Source organism: Paracoccus everestensis, assembly GCF_021491915.1.
In the GTDB taxonomy this organism is placed as follows: domain Bacteria; phylum Pseudomonadota; class Alphaproteobacteria; order Rhodobacterales; family Rhodobacteraceae; genus Paracoccus; species Paracoccus everestensis.
The window spans coordinates 2770504-2794057 of the sequence record NZ_CP090836.1 but is presented as its reverse complement, the minus strand read 5'-3'; the positions used below and the strand labels follow the sequence as shown (position 1 = coordinate 2794057).

20 protein-coding genes are annotated in these 23554 nt (G+C 67.5%); 7 read left to right on the top strand and 13 right to left on the bottom strand.

Annotation, left to right across the window (positions count from 1 at the left end; translation table 11 throughout):
- The first annotated feature begins 16 nt into the window (after nucleotides 1–16).
- On the top strand, nucleotides 17–775 hold the full coding sequence (fnrL, locus tag LZ585_RS13950) for a transcriptional regulator FnrL (RefSeq protein WP_315857614.1): 759 nt from the start codon (nucleotides 17–19) through the stop codon (nucleotides 773–775).
- Here the strand turns inward: fnrL and LZ585_RS13945 are convergent.
- Genes LZ585_RS13945 through LZ585_RS13930 form a run of 4 tightly spaced genes read right to left on the bottom strand, consistent with a single transcriptional unit; the run spans nucleotide 772 to nucleotide 4897 of the window.
- On the bottom strand, nucleotides 772–2325 hold the full coding sequence (locus LZ585_RS13945; protein WP_234854131.1) for an ABC transporter ATP-binding protein: 1554 nt from the start codon (nucleotides 2323–2325) through the stop codon (nucleotides 772–774). The genes fnrL and LZ585_RS13945 overlap by 4 nt on opposite strands.
- On the bottom strand, nucleotides 2322–3134 hold the full coding sequence (locus LZ585_RS13940; RefSeq protein ID WP_234854130.1) for an ABC transporter permease: 813 nt from the start codon (nucleotides 3132–3134) through the stop codon (nucleotides 2322–2324). The genes LZ585_RS13945 and LZ585_RS13940 overlap by 4 nt, the downstream gene beginning before the upstream one ends.
- A complete protein-coding gene (locus LZ585_RS13935; RefSeq protein ID WP_234854129.1) occupies nucleotides 3131–4072 on the bottom strand; it encodes an ABC transporter permease in 942 nt (313 codons plus the stop codon). Before LZ585_RS13935 ends, LZ585_RS13940 begins: the two co-directional genes overlap by 4 nt.
- Before the next feature lie 45 nt (nucleotides 4073–4117).
- Complete coding sequence (locus LZ585_RS13930; RefSeq protein ID WP_234854128.1) at nucleotides 4118–4897, bottom strand: MBL fold metallo-hydrolase; 780 nt, start codon at nucleotides 4895–4897, stop codon at nucleotides 4118–4120.
- A 120-nt stretch (nucleotides 4898–5017) separates the two neighbouring features.
- Between LZ585_RS13930 and LZ585_RS13925 the strand changes: the two genes are divergently transcribed.
- Together LZ585_RS13925 and LZ585_RS13920 are read left to right on the top strand one after the other, a co-directional pair.
- Nucleotides 5018–6082 carry a saccharopine dehydrogenase gene (locus LZ585_RS13925; protein WP_234854127.1) on the top strand — a complete coding sequence of 355 codons (1065 nt, stop codon included), beginning with the start codon at nucleotides 5018–5020 and terminating at the stop codon, nucleotides 6080–6082.
- Nucleotides 6083–6165: 83 nt separating this feature from the next.
- Complete coding sequence (locus LZ585_RS13920) at nucleotides 6166–7350, top strand: PQQ-dependent sugar dehydrogenase (protein WP_390625121.1); 1185 nt, start codon at nucleotides 6166–6168, stop codon at nucleotides 7348–7350.
- Here the strand turns inward: LZ585_RS13920 and LZ585_RS13915 are convergent, their stop codons facing one another.
- The 9 genes from LZ585_RS13915 to LZ585_RS13875 all read right to left on the bottom strand — a co-directional run bounded on the left by LZ585_RS13915 (nucleotide 7351) and on the right by LZ585_RS13875 (nucleotide 17911).
- The gene (locus tag LZ585_RS13915) at nucleotides 7351–7722 is read right to left on the bottom strand and encodes a DUF3775 domain-containing protein (protein WP_234854125.1); all 372 of its coding nucleotides are present in this window, start codon (nucleotides 7720–7722) and stop codon (nucleotides 7351–7353) included. It lies immediately after the preceding gene.
- Between the two features lie 49 nt (nucleotides 7723–7771).
- Nucleotides 7772–9562, bottom strand: coding sequence for a DNA mismatch repair endonuclease MutL (gene mutL / locus LZ585_RS13910; RefSeq protein WP_234854124.1), 1791 nt, complete (start codon nucleotides 9560–9562; stop codon nucleotides 7772–7774).
- 127 nt (nucleotides 9563–9689) lie between these two features.
- Nucleotides 9690–11024, bottom strand: coding sequence for a M16 family metallopeptidase (locus tag LZ585_RS13905; RefSeq protein WP_234854123.1), 1335 nt, complete (start codon nucleotides 11022–11024; stop codon nucleotides 9690–9692).
- Entirely contained in the window at nucleotides 11021–12430 is a 1410-nt protein-coding gene (locus tag LZ585_RS13900) for a M16 family metallopeptidase (protein WP_234854122.1), read from the bottom strand. The genes LZ585_RS13905 and LZ585_RS13900 overlap by 4 nt, the downstream gene beginning before the upstream one ends.
- A gap of 68 nt (nucleotides 12431–12498) precedes the next feature.
- Nucleotides 12499–13713 (bottom strand): cytochrome P450, encoded by a 1215-nt coding sequence (locus tag LZ585_RS13895; RefSeq protein WP_234854121.1) that lies wholly within the window; start codon nucleotides 13711–13713, stop codon nucleotides 12499–12501.
- Nucleotides 13710–14228: a DUF3035 domain-containing protein gene (locus LZ585_RS13890; RefSeq protein WP_234854120.1), complete on the bottom strand. Its 519-nt coding sequence runs from the start codon at nucleotides 14226–14228 to the stop codon at nucleotides 13710–13712. The genes LZ585_RS13895 and LZ585_RS13890 overlap by 4 nt, the downstream gene beginning before the upstream one ends.
- A gap of 30 nt (nucleotides 14229–14258) precedes the next feature.
- Nucleotides 14259–14783 (bottom strand): signal peptidase II, encoded by a 525-nt coding sequence (gene lspA, locus LZ585_RS13885; protein WP_234854119.1) that lies wholly within the window; start codon nucleotides 14781–14783, stop codon nucleotides 14259–14261.
- Nucleotides 14784–14893: 110 nt separating this feature from the next.
- On the bottom strand, nucleotides 14894–16483 hold the full coding sequence (gene purH, locus LZ585_RS13880; RefSeq protein WP_234854118.1) for a bifunctional phosphoribosylaminoimidazolecarboxamide formyltransferase/IMP cyclohydrolase: 1590 nt from the start codon (nucleotides 16481–16483) through the stop codon (nucleotides 14894–14896).
- A gap of 189 nt (nucleotides 16484–16672) precedes the next feature.
- Complete coding sequence (locus LZ585_RS13875; protein ID WP_234854117.1) at nucleotides 16673–17911, bottom strand: RsmB/NOP family class I SAM-dependent RNA methyltransferase; 1239 nt, start codon at nucleotides 17909–17911, stop codon at nucleotides 16673–16675.
- 87 nt (nucleotides 17912–17998) lie between these two features.
- Between LZ585_RS13875 and LZ585_RS13870 the strand changes: the two genes are divergently transcribed.
- The 4 genes from LZ585_RS13870 to LZ585_RS13855 all read left to right on the top strand — a co-directional run bounded on the left by LZ585_RS13870 (nucleotide 17999) and on the right by LZ585_RS13855 (nucleotide 23508).
- Complete coding sequence (locus tag LZ585_RS13870; RefSeq protein WP_234854116.1) at nucleotides 17999–18184, top strand: DUF1674 domain-containing protein; 186 nt, start codon at nucleotides 17999–18001, stop codon at nucleotides 18182–18184.
- Nucleotides 18185–19519 carry an amidase gene (locus LZ585_RS13865; RefSeq protein ID WP_234854115.1) on the top strand — a complete coding sequence of 445 codons (1335 nt, stop codon included), beginning with the start codon at nucleotides 18185–18187 and terminating at the stop codon, nucleotides 19517–19519.
- A gap of 177 nt (nucleotides 19520–19696) precedes the next feature.
- A complete protein-coding gene (locus LZ585_RS13860) occupies nucleotides 19697–20905 on the top strand; it encodes an aminotransferase class I/II-fold pyridoxal phosphate-dependent enzyme (protein WP_234854114.1) in 1209 nt (402 codons plus the stop codon).
- A gap of 5 nt (nucleotides 20906–20910) precedes the next feature.
- The gene (locus tag LZ585_RS13855) at nucleotides 20911–23508 is read left to right on the top strand and encodes a DNA translocase FtsK (RefSeq protein WP_234854113.1); all 2598 of its coding nucleotides are present in this window, start codon (nucleotides 20911–20913) and stop codon (nucleotides 23506–23508) included.
- The last annotated feature ends 46 nt before the right edge of the window (nucleotides 23509–23554 follow it).

Sequence of the window (23554 nt, the reverse complement as noted above, 5' to 3'; positions counted from 1 at the left end):
AACGCGCGAGATTGCCTTGACCCAGATCAATCAGAAATCCGTCCGTCAGGACGGCGGTGAACGCTGCGGCGACTGTCCCATCCGCTATCGCGCCGTCTGCGCGCAGTGCGAAACGGACGAGCTTTCGCTGCTGGAAGGGATGAAGTTCTATCGTTCCTTCGAACCAGGCCAGCCGATCGTCTGGGAAGGCGAGCGGATGGAATTCGTGGGTTCGGTCGTGACCGGGGTGGCGGCGCTGACGCAGACGCTGGAGGACGGGCGCACGCAGATGGTGGGCCTGCTGCTGCCCAGCGATTTCCTGGGCCGCCCGAAACGGGAAATCGCCGCCTATAATGCCGTGGCCGCCACCAAGGTCGTCTTGTGCTGTTTCCGCCGCAAGCCGTTCGAGGACATGATGCGCACCACGCCCCATGTCGCGCACCGGCTGCTGGAAATGACGCTGGACGAACTGGACGCGGCGCGCGAATGGATGCTGCTGCTGGGCCGCAAGACCGCGCGGGAAAAGATCGCGTCCTTTATCGCCATCATCGCCCGGCGCGAAGCCGCGCTGCTGAAGCGCAATCCGGGCGGGCGGATGCGCATCGAACTGCCCCTGACGCGCGAGGCAATGGCCGATTACCTGGGCTTGACGCTGGAAACCGTCAGCCGCCAGGTCAGCGCGCTGAAACGCGACGGCGTGATCGAACTGGCGGGCAAGCGTGCCATCATCCTGCCCGATTATGGCCGCCTGGTCGAGGAATCGGGCGATGACGCGGATGGCGGTTACCTGAGCTAGGCCCAGTCCGGGGGGATTCGCGGGATCGCTGCCACCAGGGCGCGCGTATGATCGTGCCGGGGGGCGTCGATGATCTGGTCCGGTGGACCTTCCTCGATGATCTGGCCTGCCTGCATGACCAGGATACGGTCCGTCATGCCGCGCACCACCGACAGGTCGTGGCTGATGAACAGATAGGACAATCCGTGATCGGCCTGCAGCCGCGCCAGCAGGTCCAGAACCTGCGCGCGGACGCGGACATCCAGGGCGCTGACGGCCTCGTCCAGGATGATCAAGGCGGGGCGGATGATCAGGGCGCGGGCGATGGCCAGGCGCTGACGCTGCCCGCCCGAGAATTCATGGATGAACTTGCGCGCGTCGTCGGGCTGCAAGCCCACCTCGGACAGCGCGGCGGCCACGCGGTCGCGCCAGTCGGGCGGGCGACCGGTCAGGTGAAAGGGTTCGGCCAGCAGGCGGTCCACCTGCCAGCGGGGGTTGAAGCTGCCAAAGGGATCCTGGAACACCGCCTGCATCCGCGCGCGCAACCGGGCCGGCATCCGGCGGCCGGCCGTCACATCCTGCCCATCCAGCCGGATATGCCCAGCCTGCAAGGGATCCAGCCCCAGGATCGCGCGGGCCAGCGTCGATTTCCCGCAACCGGATTCGCCCACCAGCCCGACGCTTTCCCCACGCCCGATGGTCAGGCTGACCCCGTTCAGCGCGCGCAACCCGCCATCGGCCAGGCGGTATTCGCGCACGCCATCCGTTACCTGAACCAGCGGTTCCGCCAGGGGCCGGGGGGCGCGCGCGGGAACATGACGCGACGCCGCGAACAACTGCCGGGTATGGGGATGGCTGCGGCGTCGGAACACGTCGGCGGTCGGGCCGCTTTCGACGATCCGGCCCCCCTGCATCACCGCCACCCGGTCGGCCATGCCCGCCACCACCGCCAGGTCATGCGTGATCAGCAGCAGCGCCATGCCTTCGTCCCGGACCAGGCCCTTCAGCAGATCCAGGATTCGCGCCTGCGTGGTCACGTCCAGGGCCGTCGTGGGTTCGTCGGCGATCAGCAGGCCGGGACGCAGGGCGATGGCCATGGCGATGGCGACCCGCTGGCGCTGTCCGCCGGACAGTTCATGGGGATAAAGCGTCAGCGGAAATCGGCGGCTGGGCAGGTCCACGCGGTCCAGCCGTTCGCGTGCGCGGGCCAGGGCTGCGGGGCGGTCAAGTCCCTGGTGGATGCGCAGCACCTCGGCCACCTGATCGCCGATGGTCATCAGCGGATTGAGAGCCGTCATCGGTTCCTGGAAGATCATGCCGATCCGCGCGCCCCGGATGCGGCACATCCTGGCTTCGGGCAGTGTCAACAGGTTGCCTGCGTCCAGCACCGCCTGGCCCGATGCCCGTGCCCGGTTCGGCAGCAAACCCATGATCGCAAGCGCGGTCATGGACTTGCCGCTGCCGGATTCGCCCACAAGGCCGGTGATGGTGCGGGGCGCCAGATCCATCGACACACGGTCCAGGATCGGCTGTCCGTCGATGGCGACGGACAGGTCGTCCAGCCGGATCACCGCATCACCCGCAGGCGCGGGTCCAGGGCATCGCGCAGCCCGTCGCCCAGAAGGTTCAGCCCCAGCACGGTCAGCACGATACAAAGGCCCGGGATGATCGCCACATGGGGGGCCAGCGTCACCATGGTCTGCGCCTCGGCCAGCATCCTGCCCCAGCTTGGGACAGGGGGCTGCGCGCCAAGGCCCACATAGGACAAGCCTGCCTCGGCCAGGATCCCCAGGCTGAACTGGATCGTGGCCTGCACGATCAGCAGGCTGGCGATGTTGGGCAGGACGTGGTGCAGGCTGATCAGGGCCGCCCCCTTGCCCGCAACCCGGGCCGCGCGGATGTAGTCCAGCACCCAGATCGGCAGCGCCGCCCCACGCGTGACGCGGGCAAAGACAGGGATGTTGAAGATGCCGATGGCGATGATGGCGTTTGTGGCCGACGGTCCCCAGACCGCTGTGATCAGGATGGCGATCACCAGGGATGGAAAGGCGAAGATCAGGTCGTTGCCGCGCATCACCAGGTCGTCCAGCCAGTGCCCGCGCCATGCCGCCGCCAGCAGGCCCAGCGGCACCCCCAGGCCCATGCCGATCACGACCGCCGCAAGCGCCACCGCCAGCGAGGTCTGCGCCCCCAGCATCGCCATTGACAGGATGTCGCGGCCCAGGTGATCGGTGCCCAGCCAATGCGCCGGGGAAGGCGGCAGCAGCTTTTGCGCGATCGCCAGCCGGGTGATGTCGTAAGGCGTCCACAGGGCCGACAGGACAGCCGCCGTCAGCGCCAGCCCCGCCAGGACGGCGCCCAGGATCAGGCCGATCCTCATGCGCGGCGCAGCCGGGGGTCCACGGCGGCATAAGCCAGATCGACCACGAAGGTCACGGCGATGACCGCGCCGACCAGCACAAGCACCGCCGACTGCACTACGATCAGGTCGCGCTGGGTGATCGCCTGAAAGATCATCCGCCCCAGGCCGGGCAGGTAGAAGACATTCTCGATGATGATCGCGCCCGCCAGCAGGAAGCTGAACTGCATCCCCAGAATCGTCAGCACCGGGATCAGCGCATTGCGCAAGGCGTGGCGCCGCAGGGCCTGGCTTGTCGTAAGCCCCTTGGCGCGGGCGGTGCGGATATAGTCCTGGCCCATCGTCTCGACCAAGGCGAACCGCAGCACGCGGGCCAGGATCGCGGCCTGCGGCAGGGCAAGGGCCACGGCGGGCAGGATCAGCGACCGCAGCGCCGCAAAAGGGTCGGTCCAGCCGGGAAAGCTCCCGGCGGGAAGCCATTGCAGGTTGACCGCAAAGACAAGCACCAGAAGCATCGCCAGCCAGAAGTTGGGCAGCGCCACGCCCAGATGTGCCGCGCCCATCGCCAGCCCGTCGCCCAGCCTGCCACGGCGGCCCGCTGCATGAAGCCCGACCGGCAGGGCCATGGCCACCGCCAGCATCAACGCCGATACCGCCAAGGGCAGCGAGACCTGCAGCCGGTCCAGGATCATCCCGCCAACCGGCGTCTTGTAGGTGAAGCTGGTCCCGAAATCCCCGTGCAGGATCGCCCCCAGCCAGGCCGCGTATCGCAGGGCGAAGGGCTGGTCCAATCCCAACTGCTGGCGCAATGCGGCCACCGTTTCAGGCTGTGCGCCCGTCCCCAGCATGAAGCTGGCCGGATCGCCCGGCACAAGGCCCATGATCGAAAAGATCAGGGCCGAGGCCGCCAGCAGGCTCAGCCCCATCACGATCAGCCGGCGCAGAAGGTATCGCAACATGGCCGCCTAGCTATCCTGCCGCGCCGCGCCGGTAAAGAAGGGCCGTCAGCCAGCCTCGCCGCGCGGGTACCAGTTGGCAAGAACGACCAGGCTGCCTGCGCCCGTCCCCTCGACCAGGCGGGCGAATTCCTGCACGTCGCTGCCCCCGTGGTGATAGGGGAATACCGAAACCGGCCGGAAGTCCCCCACCGCGTCCGCTGCCTGCTGGACGGTCATCGTATAGGGCAAGTTCATGGGCAGGAAAGCGACCTCGATGTTGTCCAGGGCGCGCATCTCGGGCGTGTCCTCGGTATCGCCTGCGATATAGAACCGCTTGCCGCCGATGGTCAGGACATAGCCGTTGTCGCGCCCCTGGGGGTGATACTGCTGCTTGTCGGCGCTGGTGTTATAGGCGGGCACGGCCTCGATCCCCATCCCGATGGCCTGGGCCTGATCGCCGTTGGCCATGGCGGTGGCGCGGGACTGCATCTCGGCGGGCAGCATCCCGTGGACCGCCGGGTTGGCGATGATCGCCACGGCGGGAAGGGCTTGCAGGGTCGGCAGGTCGAAGTGATCGCCATGCTCATGCGTGATCAGGATCAGCGAGGGTTGCGGCATCCCGGCATACAGATCCGCGCCGCCGACCGGATCGACATAGATCACCCCGCCCGGCGTCTCGACCACCATGGATGCATGATCGACCGGGTGGAAGACGACCTGCCCCCCTTCGACCGGGAAGGAAAACGAGGTCGGCGTCGCTGTCTGGGCCATGGCAAGGCGCGGCATCAGGGTGGCGGCACTGGCGGCCAGGCCCAGCATCAGGCTGGCGCGTCGGCTGAGGATCATCGGACTCTCCAAGCAACAGGAATGGGAACAGGGTGGAACACCATCCGGGCCATGGGGGTTCCCTTGCCGCCCCCGGCGCCCCCGCGCTAGATGACGGGGCCACCAAGGATCGAGGCGACGATGACACATCTGTGGGTGCGGGCCGAAAGCCGCGCGAACGAGGAACGGGCAGGCATCACCCCCGAGGGCGTGGCAAGCCTGGTCGCGCAAGGCTTCAGCGTCACGGTCGAGGACAGCCCCCACCGCGTCCTGCCGACCGAGGATTATGCCCGCGCCGGGGCCGTGATCGCGCCGCCAGGCAGCTGGCCCACCGCGCCCGACGACGCGATCGTCTTCGGCCTGAAGGAACTGCCCGACGACGGCCTTCCCCTGCGCCACCGCCATGTCATGTTCGGCCATGCCTTCAAGGGCCAGCCCGCGGGCCAGGTTCTGCTGCGCCGGTTCCAGGCCGGGGGCGGGTACCTGTATGACCTTGAATACCTGACGGACGATACCGGACGCCGTCTTGCGGCCTTTGGGTACTGGGCGGGCTATGCGGGGGCGGCCGTGTCGCTGAAGGCATGGGTCGCGCAACAGGGGGGCGGTCTTTGCGGGCCGGTCCATGCCTATGCCGACAAGGAGCTTTGGCTGGACGAATTGCGTGCGCAACTGGACGCCACCGCACGTCCGCGCCCGCACGCCCTTGTGATCGGCGCCAAGGGCCGGGTGGGCACTGGTGCGGCCGACCTGCTGGTCGCCTTGGGCGTGCCCGTCACCCGCTGGGACATGGCGGAAACCGCGCATGGGGGCCCTTTCCCACAGGTTCTGGCGCATGAACTGTTCATCAATGCGATCCTGGCCCAGCCGGGCGCACCGGTCTTCGTGCCCGAAAGCGCGGTGGCCCCCGGACGGCGGCTGACGGTCATCGGCGATGTGGCCTGCGATCCCGCCAGCGATTTTTCCCCCATCAAGGTCTATGACCGCACGACCACTTGGGACCAGCCGGTGCTGCGGGTGGCCGACAATCCGCCGCTGGACGTGATGGCCATCGACAACCTGCCATCGCTTCTGCCGCGCGAAAGCTCGGAGGATTACGCGGGGCAGTTGTTGCCTGTGCTGGCGCAGCTCGATCGGATCGACGAGGGGCCGTGGGGCCGGGCCGGGGCGCTGTTCCGGGACAATCGGGATCGCCTGACACAGACGTGAAGGCAGGGGCGGAACGTCGTTTCCGCAAGGGGGTTTGACCCCCAATCCACTCCCATACGGAAAAAGGCGCGCGCCCTATGTCCATGACCCGTCACCTGACCCTGACCGCAGCGGCCCTGCTGGCCGGAACCGCAACCGCCCAGGATTTCAACGCGGCGCCGCCGAACGCGCCCGACCAACAGCCCGCCTTTGAAAACCAGACCCGCGCGCCGGTGCTGGCCGATGACATCGCCCTGGACCAGACGGTGATCGCCGACGGGCTGGACCATCCCTGGGGCCTTGCCGAATTGCCGGACGGCGCCTGGCTGGTGACGGAACGCGCGGGCAACCTGCGCATGGTGGGCGCGGACGGCGCGCTGTCCGATCCGATCGGCGGGCTGCCGGACATCGACACCCGCGACCAGGGCGGGCTGCTGGACGTGACCGTGGCCGAAGACTTCGCCGATACGCGCCGCGTCTGGATCAGCTTCGCCCAGCCGCGCGAGGACGGCAAGACCGCCACCGCGGTTGGCACCGGCACCCTGTCTGCCGATGGCAGCACGCTGGACGGCACGCAGGTGATCTGGCAACAGCAGCCCGCCTGGGATTCGACCAAGCATTACGGCTCTGTCCTGGTCCATGACGGGCAGGGCGGGCTGTTCGTGACCACTGGCGAACGCTCGAACCCTGACTCGCGCGTCTATTCCCAGAACGTCACCACGACCCTGGGCAAGGTCATCCGCATCAACCCCGAGACGGGCGCGCCGATGGGCGATCCCGGCGTGGCCGAGGCATTGCCCGAAATCTGGTCCTGGGGGCACCGCAACCTCCAGGGCGCGGCGCTTGACGATCAGGGCAGGCTGTGGACCATCGAGCATGGCCCCAAGGGCGGGGACGAATTGAACCTGCCCCAGGCGGGCCGCAACTATGGCTGGCCGCGCGTGACCTATGGCGTGGAATACAGCGGCCGTCCCATTGGCGAAGGGATCACCCAGCTGGAAGGCACTGAACTGCCCGTCTACTACTGGGATCCCGTGATCGCGCCGGGCCAGATGACCTTCTATGACGGCGAGATGTTCCCCGACTGGCAGGGCGACCTGCTGATCGGCGGGCTGAAGTCCAACGATCTGGTGCGCCTGGAAATGGAGGCCGACCGCGTGACCGGCGAGGCGCGCCACCTGCAAGGCATCGGCCGCGTGCGCGAGGTCGAGGTTGCCCGCGACGGCGCCCTGATGCTGCTGACGGACGAGGACAATGGCCGGCTGATCCGCGTCACGCCCGCGCGCTGATCAAACCGGACGGTTCAGGTCGTCCTCGGCATCCTCGGGCGAGATGCCGAGGGCTTCCAGACCGGATTCCAGCAGATCGGCCAGCCGGGGTTCGCCCATCAGGTAATCCTCGGTCGGGGTGGTGCGTTCGACACGGGCGGTCTGGATGGCTTCCTCCAGTTCCTCGGGTTCGAAGCTTTCGCGGCCGATCCACATCACCGCGACAAGGCTGGCCTGTTCGTCCTCGTTCAGGTTGGCGATGAAATCGCGCAGTTCGGATTGCACCCCGTGCTGCGCCCTGCTGCCTGAATGTGCCCAGGGGTTGACGCCGCTGTCGTATTGGCGGGCGCGGATGATGATATGGGCGATCTTGTCGGGACTGATATGCAGCATGGCGATGCTCCGTTGATTGCGCCGACTGTCGCGCCGTCCGGGGCGGCGGTCAATCCTTGCGGCCGAACAGCCGCTCGATATCGGACAGGCGCAGCTTGACCCAGGTCGGGCGGCCATGGTTGCACTGGCCGGAACGGGGCGTGCGTTCCATGTCGCGCAACAGCGCGTTCATCTCATCGGCGGTCATGCGGCGCCCGGACCGGACCGATCCATGGCAGGCCATCGACGACAGAACCGCATCCAGGCGCCCCTGCAGCCGGTCCGATGCGCCCTGGTCCGCCAGATCGTCCAAGATGTCGCGGATCAGCGCGGCTACGTCCAGTCTTGCCAGCATTGCCGGGGTTTCGCGCACCGCGACGGCGCCCCCGCCAAAGGGTTCGATCACTAGGCCCAGATCCGCCAGATCGCCCGCGACTGACAGGATCCGCGCCGCATCGGCGTCGGACAGATCCACGATCTCGGGGATGAGCAGGGCCTGGCGGGCAATGCCGGTGGCCGCCGCCTGCGCCTTCAGCCGTTCGTAAACCAGCCGCTCATGGGCCGCGTGCCCATCGACGATCACCACACCGTCCCCGGTCTGGGCGATGATATAGTTCTCATGGATCTGCGCCCGTGCGGCGCCCAGGGGGGCGTCCGTTGGCGCAGCGGGTTCCTCGGTCCGGGCCGAGGGTGCCTCGGCAAAGCCCGGAACCGGTGCCTGCAAATCAAGGCTGGCCCGGATCGCCGTGGCCGAGGGCCGATAGTCCGCCCGATAAGCGCGGGGTTCGGCGCTGAAGGCCGCCAGCGTTGCGTCCCCCACCGTTGACGAGGCGCGATGCCCCGCACCGGCCAGCCCGTGGCGCAAGGCGCTGACCACCAGGCCCCGCGCGGCCTGGGGATCACGGAAACGGACCTCGGCCTTGGCGGGATGGACGTTCACATCGACAAGCTGCGGGTCGCAGGCCAGATACAGCACCGCCGCCGGATGGCGCCCCGATGCCAGCACATCCATGTATCCCGCCCGCAAGGCGCCCGTCAGCAGCTTGTCTCGCACAGGCCTGCCGTTCACATACAGATGCTGCGCCACTGCCGCGCCGCGTGACCAGGTGGGCAGGGCGGCAAAGCCCGTCAGGACCAGCCCGTCGCGTTGGGCGTCGATGGCAAGGGCATTGTCGATGAAGTCCCTGCCCATCACGCGCGACAGCCGGGTCTGCAAGGCGCCGAACAATTCGCCCCCTTCGGCATCGGCGCGAAAGATTTCCTTGCCGTCCGCCGTCAGCGTGAAGCCCACGAAAGGCTCGGCCATGGCCAGGCGGCGGATGCAATCGGCCACGGCCATCGTCTCGGCCCGGTCGCCGCGCAGGAATTTCAGACGGGCGGGCGTCGCAAAGAACAGATCGCGCAGTTCCACGACCGTGCCAGGATTGGCCGCCGCCGGACGCACTGGCGCGACCTTGCCCCCCGCCACCGCGATCACCGCGCCATCCCCGCCCCGCGTCCGCGACGTGATGGTCAACCGGCCCACCGCGCCCAGGGACGGCAGCGCCTCGCCCCGAAAGCCGAAACTGCGGATCGCAAGCAGGTCCGATCCGTCGATCTTGCTGGTGGCGTGGCGCGACAAGGCCAAGGGCAGGTCGCCAGGCGCCATGCCGCAGCCATCGTCGCAAACCCGGATCAGCCGCTTGCCGCCGTCCTCGATGGCGATGTCGATGCGTGAGGCTCCGGCATCAAGGGCGTTTTCCACCAGTTCCTTGACCGCCGAGGCGGGCCGTTCCACCACCTCGCCCGCCGCGATACGGTTGGCGACCGCTTCGTCCAGTTGCCGAATGACTGGCCGGATATGGGGGTCATGGGTGTTCATGCACCCAAATCTAGCAGGGGCAGGGCGGTGGAGCCAGCGATTCCCGTGTCCCTTGCCCTGCCGGTCCTTGCCTTGGTCCAAATATCCCACAGGGGGTCCGGGGGACGTGAAGTCCCCCGGCGGGTGGTCAGTTCACGACCTTGGCCGCATCGGTCCTGTCCGTGGCCTCGATCCCCCCGGGCCGGCCCACCAGCACAAAGCGCAGCTTGTCCGCAGCCAGCAATTCTTCCGCGACACGCTTTACGTCCTCTGCCGTGACGGCCTCGACCTTGGCGTTTCGGGTGTTCACATAGTCAATGGGAAAGCCGATCAACTGCATCCCGGCCAGAATCCCCGCGATGCTGCCGTTGCCGTCAAAGCGCAGGGGATATTCGCCGGTCAGATAGGTCTTGGCGTCGGTCAGTTCCCGGTCGGTCACGCCCTGCGCCATGCGGTCCCATTCAGCCTTGATCAGATCGACCGCCTCGCCGGTGGTCGCGTTCGACCCGGCCATGCCGCCTCGCCAGGTCTGGCCGTAAACCCCGGTGGCCAGCGTCGTGCCCACGCCATAGGTCAGCCCGCGCTTTTCGCGGATCTCCTCCATTAGGCGGGAGCTGAAGCCGCCGCCGCCCAGGATATGGTTGGCGACAAAGGCCGCGAAGTAGTCGGGATCGTCGATGGGCAGACCCGGCCCCGCAAAGCTGACAACGGTCTGCGGACTGTCCCAGTCGATCACCGTGACCCCGCCGGTCAGTTGCAGTCGGGCAGGTTCCGGCAAGGGCGCAGTCCCCTGTTCGGGCAGGCCGCCCAGCACCTTGTCCAGCAAAAGGCCCAGTTCCTCGGGCGATATGTCGCCTGCGGCCCCCACCACCACGCGGTCGCGGGCCAGCACGCGATTCTTGGCGGCCACCAGATCCTGCCGCGTCAGGGCCGCCACGGAATCCTCCGTCCCGTTGAGGGAGGTCGCATAGGGATGGTCGCCCCAGGCCTGCCGCGACATTTCCTTGGCGGCGATGGATTGCGGATCCGTCGCCTCGGACCGGATGATCGATTGCACCTGCGCGCGGACGCGTTCAATCGCCGCGTCGTCGAAGCGGGGCTGGGTCAGCGCCTCGGCCAACAGGGCTGCGGCCTCGTCGCGGTTTTCGGACAGCGCGCGCATCCCGACGGACAGCGAATCGTCGCCCGCGTCGAAGGAAAACCGGGCGCCCAGATCCTCGACCGCCTGGGCGAATGCCACGGAATCGCGGCTGCCTGCGCCTTCCTCCAGCGTGGCGGCCATTAGGTTGATGGCGCCGCGCTTGCCGGGCTGGTCCAGGCTGGCGCCGCCCTTGAAGGCAAATTCCACGGCAACAAAGGGGATCGTGTCGTCCTGGACCAGCCAGGCCTTGATGCCGCCGGGGGATGTAACGGCCTGGATGTCGATGGCATGGGCCGGGACGGCCAGAACGGCAAGGAACAGGGCAATGGCGGCGCGGATCATCCTTGCACCTCGGGGCTGGGGGTGTCGGTGGGGGTATTGGCTGCCGGCGTTGGGACCGCATCCGCCGGAGGGGGCAGAAGCCAGCCGGTCACGGTGGCCTCGCTGCCCAGCACCTGACGGGCCATCTGCATCACGTCATCGGCCGTGACTGCGGCCAGGATATCGGGCCAGTCGTTCACGTCCTGGACCGTCAGCCCGGTGGCCAGCCCCTGGCCATAATCATAGGCACGCCCATGGGCCGAATCGAGCGTATAGACCCGCGCGGCCTCGATCTGGGTCTTGACCCGGTCCAGGTCAGCCTGGTCCGGACCGGTTTCCAGGAATTGCGCCAGCACGCGGTCCAGTTCGGCCTCGGCCTTGTCCGGCGCCATGCCGTCGGCAGGGACCAGAGAGATGCCGAAGTTGGTCGGATCGACGGAAAACCCGTCATAGCCCGCGTTCACCCACAGCGCCTTGCCCTTCATGGCCAGTTCCTGCCCCAGGACGGATGTCTGCATGGAACCGCCCAGCAGTTCCGCCAGCACGGTCAGGGCGGCGGCATCCGCCTGGTCGCCGGGATTGCGTTCGGGGGCCAGATAGCTGCGCGTCATCACCGGTTGCGGCACGCGGGGATCGGTCATCTCCATCCGGCGCGGCGACCGCTGATCGGGTTCCTGCGGGCGGATGCGCGGCTCGGCCTCTCCCTTGGCCGGGATCGGGCCATAGTATTTCTCGGCCAGTTCGCGGGCCTTTTCGGGCGTCACGTCGCCCGCCAGGATCAGGATCGCCTCGTTCGGGGAATAATGGTTGTCATACCAGGCCAAGGCATCGTCGCGCGTCAGCCCCTCCATCTCGGCACGCCAGCCGATCACCGGGCGGCCGTAAGGGTGGTTATAGAACAGCGTGGCGTTGCGTTCCTCGGCGAACAGGGATCCGGGATCGCTGTCCACGCGCTGCGCCCGTTCCTCCAGAACCACTTGCCGTTCGGCCTGCCAGTCATCCTCGCCGATGCGCAGGTTGGCCATCCGGTCGGCCTCCATCTCCATCACCAGCGGCAGGCGGTCCGAGGCGATGCGCTGGAAATAGGCGGTATAGTCGTAACTGGTGAAGGCGTTGTCCATGCCGCCATTGGCAGTCACGGTCTTGGACAACTCGCCCGGCTCCAGTTTTTCGGTGCCCTTGAACATCAGGTGTTCCAGGTAATGCGCGATCCCCGACTTGCCGGGCGGCTCGTCCGCCGATCCGATCCGGTACCAAACCATCTGCACCACCACAGGGGCGCGGTGATCCTCGATCACGACGGTTTCAAGGCCGTTGGGCAGGGTGAAATGGGTGACGCCGTTGTTTTCGGGGGACGGCGTTTCGGCAAGCGCGGGCAGGGTGCTGACAGCCAGGGCCAGCAAGGTGGGCAGGGTCGGTCGAAGCATGGGGGCGGAACCTCCTTGGTCAGGGCAAAATCTGACCAATGAGGGCCGCTTGCGCAACCTGTCACACGCTAATGTGTCGTCACATGAACGGGCTGGCTGGCCGGACCATGGGATTGCAGCCCGGTCTTCCAGGTCGCCAAACCGGCAGGGAAGATGCCGCGGGTCCGGGCCAGCAGGGCGGTGAACAGGATCTCCATGTTCAACCGCGCAAGGTTGTTGCCCAGGCAGACATGGGGACCGGCCCCAAAGGCCAGATGCAGGTTCGGCTTGCGGCCCACGTCGAAACGGTCGGGATCCGCAAAGGCGGCGGGATCGCGGTTGGCACTGGCATAAAGAAGGCCAAAGGTCGTTCCCTTTGGCCAATCCTGCCCGCAGATCGCCAGATCCTCGGATGCGTGGCGGTGAAAGAAGATCAGCGGCGGCGCAAAGCGGAACACTTCCTGAACCGCCGTCGGCATCAGGCCGGGGTCCGCCCGCAGCCGGGCCAACTGGTCCGGGTGGGACATCAGCGCGTGCAGCCCGCTGCCCATCACGTCGATGGTCGATCCGTGGCCTGCGTGCAGGATCTGCATCACCGTGGCGATCAGTTCGTCATGGGACAGCAGGCCCGCGCCCTTGACCCTGGTCATCGCGCTTATCAGGTCGTCGCGGGGCCGGGCCTTGCGGGCGGCATAAAGGTCTTGCAGCGCGTCATGGAACAGCCGCGCCGCCGTCTCGGCCCGCTTCTTGCGGTCTGGGGTGCGGCGGCTGACATCGAAATAGCTGACGGTGTCGTCCGACCACCGCGTCATCTGCGGGGCAAGCGCGGGGTCGGTGCCGATCAGGTGGCCGATCACCTGTCCCGGCAGATGGGCCGCCAGATCGGCGACGAAATCAAAGCCGCCCTGCGGGAGCAGGCGGTCAAGCGCGGCATCGACCCAATGCGTGACAAAGGGCCGCAGGCTTTCCAGCCGGGTCTTGGTAAAGAATGGAAACACCGCGCGCCGCAGCCGGTCATGGTCCGGCCCGTCCAATTCCAGCATTGATGTCTGCACGAAGCGTTCGTGAAACGGCATATCGTGGAAATTCCCGGTCACCTGCACCTGCCGCCTGGCACCGGGGTCCATGAAGCCCGTGCCCCGCACCATCCGTCGGTCGAAGGCGATGGCCTGCACATCCGCGAACCGCGTGGCCAGGTGAAACCCGTTCCACAGCGGCAGGCCGGGTGCCGCCCGCAGCCGGGCATAGGCAGGCCAGGGATTTTCGCCGAAATCGGGATGCGCCGGATCGAAATCCGCCGTCATTCCTCGGGCGGGGCGGGCGAGGTCTGGGTGATCGCGCCCGCACGCTGCCAGCGTTGCTGTTCGGTCTGCGAATCAAGCGCCAGGGGACGATAGGCCCGCTGATAGACGGTGGTGCCGAACAGCGCCTCAAGCGGGCGGCGCTTGTTGCGCGACCGCCATTCGGCGTCAGATTCGGCCAGGCGTTCGCGGATCGCGGGGTCGGTGCCGCGCCGTGTGGCATGGGCGATCAGTGCCCCGTCCGCTGCGGCGACGCCTTGGTTCGCCAGCCGCGCGGGATTGCCGCCAAGCGCAGCCACCGCGTCGGCATTGGGGTTCGGGTCGGTGATGTTGGCCCCGCCCGGCGTGGGGGCGGGCAGCAGCGCCAGGTTGGGCGGCATGGACAAGGCGCGGGTCGGCAGGATGGCGAATTCGTCCGGGCTGTTCTGGCCGGTTTCGATATTCATCAACTGGTTGCTGCCGCAGGCGCCCAGCCCCATGACGCCCGCGACGGCGATGCCCTTGACGAAAGCCTGCATGAACCTGCCCCTTTATTCCTTGCGCCCGTTCTAGCCGGATTTGCCGGTGCCGTCACGGGTCTTGTCACGAGGCTTTCGGACCGGCTTTTCTGGCTGCTTCTTCTGCGGCACCAGCACCAGGCCAATGGCGCCCGCAAAGATGGCGATGTCGGCCACGTTGAAGCTGTAGGGGTTCTGCCAGCCGGGCAGGGACATATTCAGGAAATCCGCGACCGCGCCATACAGCAACCGGTCGATGACATTGCCAAGCGCGCCGCCGATCAGCATCCCCGCCGCAATGCGTGCAAGCGCCCCGGCATCGCTGCGCCAGATCCAGATCCAGACCCAGGCGACGATGGCAAGCGCGACCGCGACCAGGATCCATTTCGTCACGCCGGTGTCGGATGCCATCAGCCCGAAATTGACACCCTGGTTCCAGGCCATGCGCAGGTTCAGCCAGGGGGGCAGAACGTCGATCGCTCGGATGCGGTCCAGTTGCAGCACATGGACGACCCAGTATTTCAGCACCTGGTCGACCACGAAGATCGTCGCCGCGACCCAGATCACCAGCCTCATGTCGGTGCGGGCCGGAGGCTGCGGTTTTTTCGGTGCGCGGGGGCGCCGGGCCTTTGCAGCCGGTTGGACGGCAGCCGGTGCCGGCGGGTCCAGGGGCAGTTCCTGTTGCATCAGTGCCGGAAATGCCGCTGGCCGGTGAACACCATCGCCAGGCCCAGGCGGTTCGCCGCCGCGATCACCTCGTCGTCGCGCATGGACCCGCCGGGCTGGATCACGGCGCGGGCGCCAGCCTGGGCCAGGGCCTCAATGCCGTCGGCAAAGGGGAAGAAGGCGTCGGAGGCGACAACCGCGCCGACCGTGAGGGGCTGGGCCAGGCCAAGCGCCTCGGCCATGTCCTCGGACTTGCGACGGCCGATGCGGGTGCTGTCCACGCGGCTCATCTGGCCCGCGCCGATGCCCACGGTCGCGCGATCCTTTGCATAAACGATGGCGTTCGACTTGACGTGCTTGGCGACGGTCCAGGCGAACAGCATATCGGCCAGTTCCCTGTCATCCGGCTGACGGTCGCTGACGACCTTGAGGTCGGGCAGCCCCACATGGCCGTTATCGCGGCCCTGGACCAGGAACCCGCCCGCGACCTGGCGGAAGGCCAGCCCCGGCGCTTGCGGATCGGGCAGCCCGCCGGTGGTCAGCAGGCGCAGGTTCTTCTTGGCGGCAAAGATGCGCTTCGCATCCTCGTCAGCGTCGGGGGCGATCACGACCTCGGTGAAGATCTTCGCGATCTCCTCGGCAGTGGCGCCGTCCAGCGTCCCGTTCAGCGCGATGATGCCGCCAAAGGCCGAGGTCCGGTCGCAATCGAAGGCCCGCTTATAGGCATCGAGCGCGCTGTCGCCCCGCGCGACGCCGCAGGGATTGGCGTGCTTGATGATCGCGCAGGCAGGGCCTTCCGCCGGGTCGAATTCCGCCACCAACTCGAATGCCGCGTCGGTGTCGTTGATGTTGTTGTAGGACAGTTCCTTGCCCTGCCACTGACGCGCCGTGGCAACGCCCGGGCGGTTCTCGCCGGTGACATAGAAGGCCGCCCCCTGATGCGGATTCTCGCCGTAGCGCAGGGGTTGGGACAAGGTGCCCGCAAAGGCGCGGCGGCGCGGCGTTTCGTCGCCGATGGCGCCCGCCAGCCAGGTGCTGACGGCAGCGTCATAGGCGGCGGTGCGGGCATAGGCGATCTGGGCCTGGCGCTGGCGAAAGGCCAGGGTGGTGCGATCATCGTTGGCGTCCAGTTCCGCCAGCAGCGCGTCGTAATCCTGCACATCCACGATCACGGTGACAAAGCCATGGTTCTTGGCCGCAGCCCGGATCATCGCCGGGCCGCCGATGTCGATATTCTCGATGCAGTCGTCATAGCCTGCACCTTTCGCTGCCGTTTCCTCGAAGGGATAAAGGTTCACGACCAGCAGGTCGATGGGACCGATGCCATGCGCCTCCATCGCGGCCAAGTGTTCGGCATTGTCGCGCAGGGCCAGCAGCCCGCCGTGGACCGCCGGGTGCAGCGTCTTGACCCGACCGTCCATCATTTCGGGAAAGCCCGTCACATCGGCCACGTCCACCACCGTCAGCCCCGCCTCGCGCAGCGATTTCGCGCTGCCGCCGGTGGACAGGATCTCGATCCCCCGGGCGTCCAGCTTGCGGGCAAAGTCGATCAGCCCGGTCTTGTCTGAAACGGAAATCAGGGCGCGTCTGATCGGCACGGGACGGGACATGGGGGCCTCGCATCTGGTTCGGCGGTGGCTTAGCGCCAAGCAGGCCAAAGGTCCAGTGGCGCCACCGGGGGCTTCGCGCCCCCGGACCCCCGCGGGATATTTCGGTGAAGAAGAAGCGCGGCAATTTCTTCTTCACCTCAATATCCCGGGGTGAATTGGCCGCAGGCCAAGAGGGGCAGCGCCCCCGTTCTAAACCGGCTTGCGCAGCCGGATCATGAAGAAGCCGTCCATGCCGCCGCGATCCGCCCAGCAATCGGGCCGGGTGCGCAAGCCGCCTTCGGGTGTGATCCACGCGGGGTCGATGCCCGGAAGATCGGGGGTTTCCACCATTAGCCCGGGATGGCGGGCCAGCGCGGCTGCCACCTGCGCCTCGCCTTCGTCCGGCAGCAGCGAACAGACGGCGTAAACCATCCGCCCGCCCGGCGGGATCAGGGACAGGGCATGGTCGATCAGCCGCGCCTGCAGGTCGATCAGCGGCGGGATGCCCGCCCCTTCACGAAGGAATGGCAGGTCGGGATGGCGCCGGATCGTGCCGGTGGCCGAACAGGGCGCGTCCAGCAGGACCGCGTCCAGGGGCGCATCGGGGCGCCATTCCAGAGCGTCGGCTGCGACCAGATCAGCATCCAGGTCGCAGCGGCGCAGGTTCTCGGCCACGCGCCGAAGCCGGGCGGGGCTGATGTCCACCGCCGCGACCTGTGCGCCCGCAGCGGCCAGTTGCAAGGTCTTGCCGCCGGGCGCGGCGCACAGGTCAGCGATTCGTTCCCCCGGCTTCGGATCCAGCAGGCGCACGGGCAGGGCGGCGGCGGCATCCTGCACCCACCAATCCCCTTGCGCATAACCGGGCAGGGCGGATACCTGCGCCGGACCATGAAGGCGCAGGGAGCCGGTCGGCAGCACCTCGGATCCTTCGACCGAAGCGCCGGGCTTGGGGGTCAGGTCCAGCGGCGCGCCTGCCTGATGCGCGGCCTCGATGGCTTGGGCCACGCCCTCGCCCCAAGCCAGTGCAACCGGCTCGCGCAGCCAGTCGGGCATCGGCTGCGGCGGCAGGTCGGACCAGCCTTGATAGCCCGCCACCTTGCGCAGCACCGCGTTCACCATGCCCGACGCGGCCTGGCCCTTTTGGCCCAGCCCGCGCGTCAGGGTCACGGCCGCATCGACCACGCCATGCGCGGCGCCGCCCAGATCCAGCATCTCGACCACGGCCAGGCGCAGGATGTCGGCCACCTGCGGGCTGGGCTTGCGGCTGACATGACCTGCGATCACCGCGTCGGCGCGCGACTGGTGGCGCAGCACGGCTCCTGCCAGACGCCCGGCGCGGGCCTGGTCCGCTGGCGGCAGCGCCTTCAGCGCGCCTGCCTGATCGGACAGCGACAATCCGTCCCGCACCCCCGATAGCAGGCGCAATGCGCCCCCCCGTGCCATATCCATGCCCCGCTTTGCCAAATCGCTTTCCTTCACCTAAGTCTTGTTGGAAGACTGATCCCGACCCCTTACGCCCAGATGGGAGATCTTTCCATGAGCGAACACCCACAACCAGACCAGGCCGACCTGCCCCCCGCAGCCCGCCGTGCCTTGGCCGAGGCCGAAGAACGCCGCAAGGCCGCGTCGCAACCCCTGCCCAAGGAATACGGCGGCCGCGACGGGCCGGAGCCCGTCCGGTATGGCGATTACGAAAAGAACGGCCTCGCGGTGGATTTCTGAATGGATTGGCTGCGCGCGCCCGCCGCCCAGCAGGGCCGTGCGATCATGGCGGGGCTGCTGGATCCGCTGGACCAGTCCGAGGCCTATCTGGCCGCGATCAAGGCCCATCCCGATGCCCGGCGCATCTATGCCCGGGTGACCGACGTGCGCGCCCGGTCCGAGGCCGTGGCCGCCCATGACCGTGCCAAGCTGGAACAAAGGCGCGGATTGCTGGACGGCGTGGCGATCAGCTGGAAGGACAATATCGACAGCGGCGGCACCGTGACCGAAGCCGGATCCAGGCTGCTGGAGGGTCGCGTCCCGCGCAAGGATGCCATCGTGCTGGCCCGCGCCGCGCGGCAGGGCACGATCTGCCTGGGCAAGACCCACATGACGGAACTGGCTTTTTCCGGCCTGGGACTGAATCCCCGCACGGCAACGCCGCCCAATGCCCTGGACCCGGACCTGGCACCGGGCGGGTCGTCATCGGGGGCGGCGGTGTCGGTGGCCCTGGGGCTGGCGGCGGCGGCCATCGGGACGGATACGGGCGGGTCGATCCGGGTGCCTGCAGCCTGGAACGATCTTGTGGGCTTTGCCCCTACGCCCGATTCGCTGCCCGAAAAGGGCGTCGTGCCCTTGTGCCGCCGGTTCGACGTGACCGGTCCCATCGCCCGCACGGTCGAGGATTGCGCCGAGTTGTTCGCCCTGATGGGGGGCCGCAAGACCGCCGATCTTCGGGGTGCCGATGTTGCGAACCGCCGCTTTTTGGTGCTGGACGGCGTGCCATTCGAGGGTGCCGAGGAAGGCCCGGTTGCCGCCTTCGAGGATGCCGTGGACCGGCTGGCCCGAGTAGGGGCGCGGATCGAGCGGCAGTCGCCCGACTGGGTTGCCAAGGCCATGCTGCTGTCGGCCGCCCTGTTCGCACCCGAGGCCTATGGCATCTGGCGCGCCCAGATCGAGGATGCGCCCGAACTGATGTGGGGGCCGATCCTGGACCGGTTCCGCAGCGGCGCGGGCGTCAGCGCCCCCGATTACATCGCCGCCTGGGAAAGCCTTGTGCGGATCCGGCGCAAATGGATCAAGGAGATCGCCTCGGGCTTTGATGCGATCCTGCTGCCTACGGTGCCAATCCTGCCGCCGAATGCCGCCCGGCTGATGGCGGACGAGGAGGAATTCGTGCGCGCGAACCTGCTGACCCTGCGCAATACCCGGATCGGCAACCTGCTGGGCCTGCCGGCTTGCACGCTGCCCACTGGCCACCGGGCCTGCGGGATCTCGGTCATGGGCCATTCCGGGCGGGACGGGCATCTGCTGCATCTGGCCGCCGGGGTCGAGGCGGCATTGTCCGTGAGGTGATGGGACGGGGCAGGGGGCTTCCGCCCCCTCTTGGCCTGCGGCCAATTCACCCCCGAGGATATTTGGATGAAGAAGAAGCCGCGTGCCGCAGGCTGGCTTTCGCTGGACGCAAGACTGCGATCCGGCTAGTGTTATCCCTTGATAAACGGGGCCGCAGATCCCGAAAGCGAGGCAGAGATGGCAATCCCCGAGCGGTTTTCGAACCTGCCGGAATACGCGTTCCCGCGTCTGCGGACGCTGCTGGCCGGTATCCAGCCGGGCTTGCACGAGGGCGAGGCCCCGGCGATCCTGACCATCGGCGAGCCGCGCCATGCCATGCCGGATTTCGTCGCAGAAGTCATGGCCGCGAATATCGGGGGATTCGCCAAGTATCCTCAGAACGAAGGCACGCCGGGGTTGCTGGACGCGATTTCGGGCTGGCTGGGCAGACGTTACGGCCTGGATGTCGTCCCGGACCGGATCATGGCGCTGAACGGCACGCGCGAAGGGCTGTTCAACGCGGCCCTAGCCTTGTGCCCGGAACAAAAGAACGGCCAGCATCCTGCGATCCTGATTCCGAATCCCTTTTACCAGGTTTACGCGGTGGCCGCCGCCGCCGTGCAGGCCCAGCCGGTCTTTGTCCCCGCCACGCCCGACACCGGCAACCTGCCCGATTACGCCGCTCTGCCGTCCGCCGTCCTGGACCGCACGGCCATCGCCTATCTGTGTTCGCCCGCCAACCCGCAAGGCGCGATTGCGGACCGTGATTACCTGGAACGCCTGATCGCGCTGGCGGACCGCCACGATTTTCTAATCTCTGCCGATGAATGTTATTCCGAGATATGGCGCGACGCCCCGCCGCCCGGTGCCCTGGCGGTGGCGGCCGGCATGGGACTGGCGGACCGGGTGGTGATCTTCAATTCGCTGTCCAAGCGATCGAACCTTGCGGGCCTGCGATCGGGTTTCGTCGCGGGCAGTGCCGCGAACATCGCCCAGATCCGCCGCCTTCGCGCCTATGCCGGGGCGCCCTTGTCGCTGCCTGCCCAAGCCGTCAGCGAGGCCGCCTGGCGCGAGGAATCGCACGTGGCGGCCAGCCGGGCGCTGTATCAGAGAAAATACGCGATTGCCGACCGCGTGCTGGGCAATGTGCCGGGATACCGCCCCGTCCAGGGCGGCTTCTTCCTGTGGCTGCCCGTCCCGGACGGCGAGGAGGCGGCCAAGATCTTGTGGGCCAGGGCGGGTGTCCAGGTGCTGCCGGGGGCTTATCTGTCGCGCGAGGTGGACGGGCACAACCCCGGCCGCGGCTTCATCCGGGTCGCCCTGGTGGCGGATGCCGAGCAGACCGAATCGGCGCTGATGCGGCTGCGCGCGGTGCTTTATGACGAAACGACGGACGGGGAAGGCTAGGGAAGATGGCAAGCTGGCAGGCAAAACACCGCGATCCGCTGTTCGACCAATCCACGCAGGCAGCCCTGGAACGGCGCGGCAAGGAACTGCTGGGCGCCGGTCTGGTCGTTATCGGCATCATCGTCGCGCTGATGCTGTCCAGTTGGTCGCCCGAGGATCCCAGCTTCCTGTCGGCCACCGATGAACCCGCGCAGAACATCCTTGGCAGTTTCGGCGCCTATGCCGCATCTCCCCTGATGATGATCGCGGGATACGGATCCTGGATGCTGGTCGTTGCGGCGCTTGTCTGGGGCCTGCGCTTCATGCTGCACCGGGGCGAGGACCGCTTCATGCGGGCCTTGTTCACGCCCATCGCGGTGGCGCTTGCCTCGGTCTATTGCAGCACCCTGATGCCCGTGGCGGGATGGGAGCAAACCTATGGCCTGGGCGGGCATTTCGGCGACATGATCATGGGCGCGATGCTGAACCTGCTGCCGGTCAAGGCGCAGATCGGCATCCGCCTGGCCGGGCTGGTCACGGCCGTGGGCGTGCTGGCGATCACGGCCTTTTCCCTGGGCTTCGAACGGTCGGAACTGCAGCGGCTGTGGCGCCGGTTCGTGGCCGGGCTGCTGACGGCCTTTGACCTGGCCATGCGCGCGGTGGGGCAGGGCGCGGCGGCATCCGCCGGGATCCGGCGACGGTTGCAGGCGCGGCGCGCGGCAAAGGCCGCATCCGACATGCCCGCGTTGCGCGCCCCGGCCGTGGCCCGGCGCAAGCCTGCCCAGCCCGACTTTCTGGAACTGGAGGAAGACCTGCCCGAACCCGAGCTGATCGAGCGGGATTCCGATTACGACGGCGACGCCCCCTCGGCCGAGGAGGTCAGCGGCCGCATCAACGACGCGATCCGCACCCGGTCGGCCAAGCCCTCGGTTCTGGCGGTGGTCGCCGCGCGCTTGTCGCGCGAGGGCGGCAAGGAAGGGCGCGACGAGGCAGCCATGCCCGATGTCCCCGGGGAGGAGGCGCCGCGCACGGCCGTTCCTGCCCTGAAAAAAACCGGCCCCGTTCAGAGGCCTTCTGATGAACCGGGGCCGGAATTGCATTTCGAAGACGTGCTGAACGCCTATGAGCGTCCGCCGCTGGCGCTGCTGTCCGCACCCTCGGCCAATGACCAGCAGACCGTGTCCGAAGAAACGCTGATGGAAAACGCCCGGATGCTGGAGGCGGTGCTGGACGATTACGGCGTCAAGGGCCAGATCACCGAAGTCCGGCCCGGCCCGGTCGTCACGCTATACGAACTGGAACCCGCGCCGGGGCTGAAGGCCAGCCGCGTGATCGGGCTGTCGGACGATATCGCCCGGTCCATGTCGGCCCTGTCGGCGCGGGTCAGCACCGTGCCGGGCCGCACCGTGATCGGGATCGAACTGCCCAATGCGCGGCGCGAAAAGGTACTGCTGCGCGAAATCCTGGCGTCGCGCGCATTCGGCGACGGCACGCAGCCGCTTCCCCTGGCGCTTGGCAAGGACATCGGCGGCGATCCGGTCGTGGCGAACCTGGCCAAGATGCCCCACCTGCTGATCGCGGGGACCACCGGGTCGGGGAAGTCCGTCGCCATCAACACCATGATCCTGTCGCTGCTGTATAAACTGACGCCGGACGAATGCAGGCTGATCATGATCGACCCCAAGATGCTGGAACTGTCGGTCTATGACGGCATCCCGCATCTGCTGTCCCCGGTCGTCACCGATCCGAAAAAAGCCGTCGTCGCGCTGAAATGGGTCGTGGGCGAAATGGAGGACCGGTATCGCCGTATGTCCAAGATGGGCGTGCGCAACATCGAGGGCTATAACGGCCGCGTCCGCGAGGCACTGTCCAGGAACGAGATGTTCAAGCGCACCGTCCAGACCGGCTTTGACGAAGACACCGGAGAGCCGATCTTCGAGACCGAGGAATTCAAGCCCGAGACCTTCCCCTATATCGTCGTGATCGTGGACGAGATGGCCGACCTGATGATGGTCGCGGGCAAAGAGATCGAAGCCTGCATCCAGCGTCTGGCCCAGATGGCCCGCGCATCCGGCATCCACCTGATCATGGCCACGCAGCGCCCGTCCGTCGATGTGATCACCGGCACGATCAAGGCGAACTTCCCGACCCGGATCAGCTTCCAGGTCACATCCAAGATCGACAGCCGCACCATCCTGGGCGAACAGGGCGCCGAGCAGCTGCTGGGCCAGGGCGATATGCTGTACATGGGCAACGGCGCCCGCATCACCCGCATCCACGGCCCCTTCGTGTCCGACGAGGAGGTCGAGGAGGTCGTGACGCACCTGAAATCCTTTGGTCCGCCGTCCTATAAGTCCGGCGTTGTCGAGGGAGTCGAGGATGACAAGGCCGACGACATCGACACCGTTCTGGGCCTTGGCGGCGACGGCAGCGACGCTGCGCTGTACGACCAGGCGGTGATGATCGTCGCCAAGGACCGCAAGTGCTCCACCAGCTATATCCAGCGGAAACTGGCCATCGGCTATAACAAGGCGGCCCGGCTGGTCGAGCAGATGGAGGAGCAGGGCGTCGTGTCGTCGGCGAACCATGTCGGCAAGCGAGAGGTTCTGGTGCCCGAGGTGTGAGGAGGGCGGTTCAGGCAAAGACAAAGCGCCGCGACGACCGTGATCG

Excerpts from the sequence above, each read along its gene's own strand:
- lspA (WP_234854119.1), bottom strand. The coding sequence starts at position 14,783 with ATGAGGCTGGTGATCTGGGTCGCGGCGACGATCTTCGTGGTCGACCAG.
- LZ585_RS13935 (WP_234854129.1), bottom strand. The coding sequence starts at position 4,072 with ATGTTGCGATACCTTCTGCGCCGGCTGATCGTGATGGGGCTGAGCCTG.
- purH (WP_234854118.1), bottom strand. The coding sequence starts at position 16,483 with ATGTCCCGTCCCGTGCCGATCAGACGCGCCCTGATTTCCGTTTCAGAC.
- LZ585_RS13870 (WP_234854116.1), top strand. The coding sequence starts at position 17,999 with ATGAGCGAACACCCACAACCAGACCAGGCCGACCTGCCCCCCGCAGCC.
- LZ585_RS13925 (WP_234854127.1), top strand. The coding sequence starts at position 5,018 with ATGACACATCTGTGGGTGCGGGCCGAAAGCCGCGCGAACGAGGAACGG.
- mutL (WP_234854124.1), bottom strand. The coding sequence starts at position 9,562 with ATGAACACCCATGACCCCCATATCCGGCCAGTCATTCGGCAACTGGAC.
- LZ585_RS13890 (WP_234854120.1), bottom strand. The coding sequence starts at position 14,228 with ATGCAGGCTTTCGTCAAGGGCATCGCCGTCGCGGGCGTCATGGGGCTG.
- LZ585_RS13875 (WP_234854117.1), bottom strand. The coding sequence starts at position 17,911 with ATGGATATGGCACGGGGGGGCGCATTGCGCCTGCTATCGGGGGTGCGG.
- LZ585_RS13920 (WP_390625121.1), top strand. The coding sequence starts at position 6,166 with ATGACCCGTCACCTGACCCTGACCGCAGCGGCCCTGCTGGCCGGAACC.
- LZ585_RS13855 (WP_234854113.1), top strand. The coding sequence starts at position 20,911 with ATGGCAAGCTGGCAGGCAAAACACCGCGATCCGCTGTTCGACCAATCC.
- LZ585_RS13915 (WP_234854125.1), bottom strand. The coding sequence starts at position 7,722 with ATGCTGCATATCAGTCCCGACAAGATCGCCCATATCATCATCCGCGCC.
- LZ585_RS13900 (WP_234854122.1), bottom strand. The coding sequence starts at position 12,430 with ATGCTTCGACCGACCCTGCCCACCTTGCTGGCCCTGGCTGTCAGCACC.
- LZ585_RS13895 (WP_234854121.1), bottom strand. The coding sequence starts at position 13,713 with ATGACGGCGGATTTCGATCCGGCGCATCCCGATTTCGGCGAAAATCCC.
- LZ585_RS13930 (WP_234854128.1), bottom strand. The coding sequence starts at position 4,897 with ATGATCCTCAGCCGACGCGCCAGCCTGATGCTGGGCCTGGCCGCCAGT.
- LZ585_RS13865 (WP_234854115.1), top strand. The coding sequence starts at position 18,185 with ATGGATTGGCTGCGCGCGCCCGCCGCCCAGCAGGGCCGTGCGATCATG.
- LZ585_RS13940 (WP_234854130.1), bottom strand. The coding sequence starts at position 3,134 with ATGAGGATCGGCCTGATCCTGGGCGCCGTCCTGGCGGGGCTGGCGCTG.
- LZ585_RS13860 (WP_234854114.1), top strand. The coding sequence starts at position 19,697 with ATGGCAATCCCCGAGCGGTTTTCGAACCTGCCGGAATACGCGTTCCCG.
- LZ585_RS13905 (WP_234854123.1), bottom strand. The coding sequence starts at position 11,024 with ATGATCCGCGCCGCCATTGCCCTGTTCCTTGCCGTTCTGGCCGTCCCG.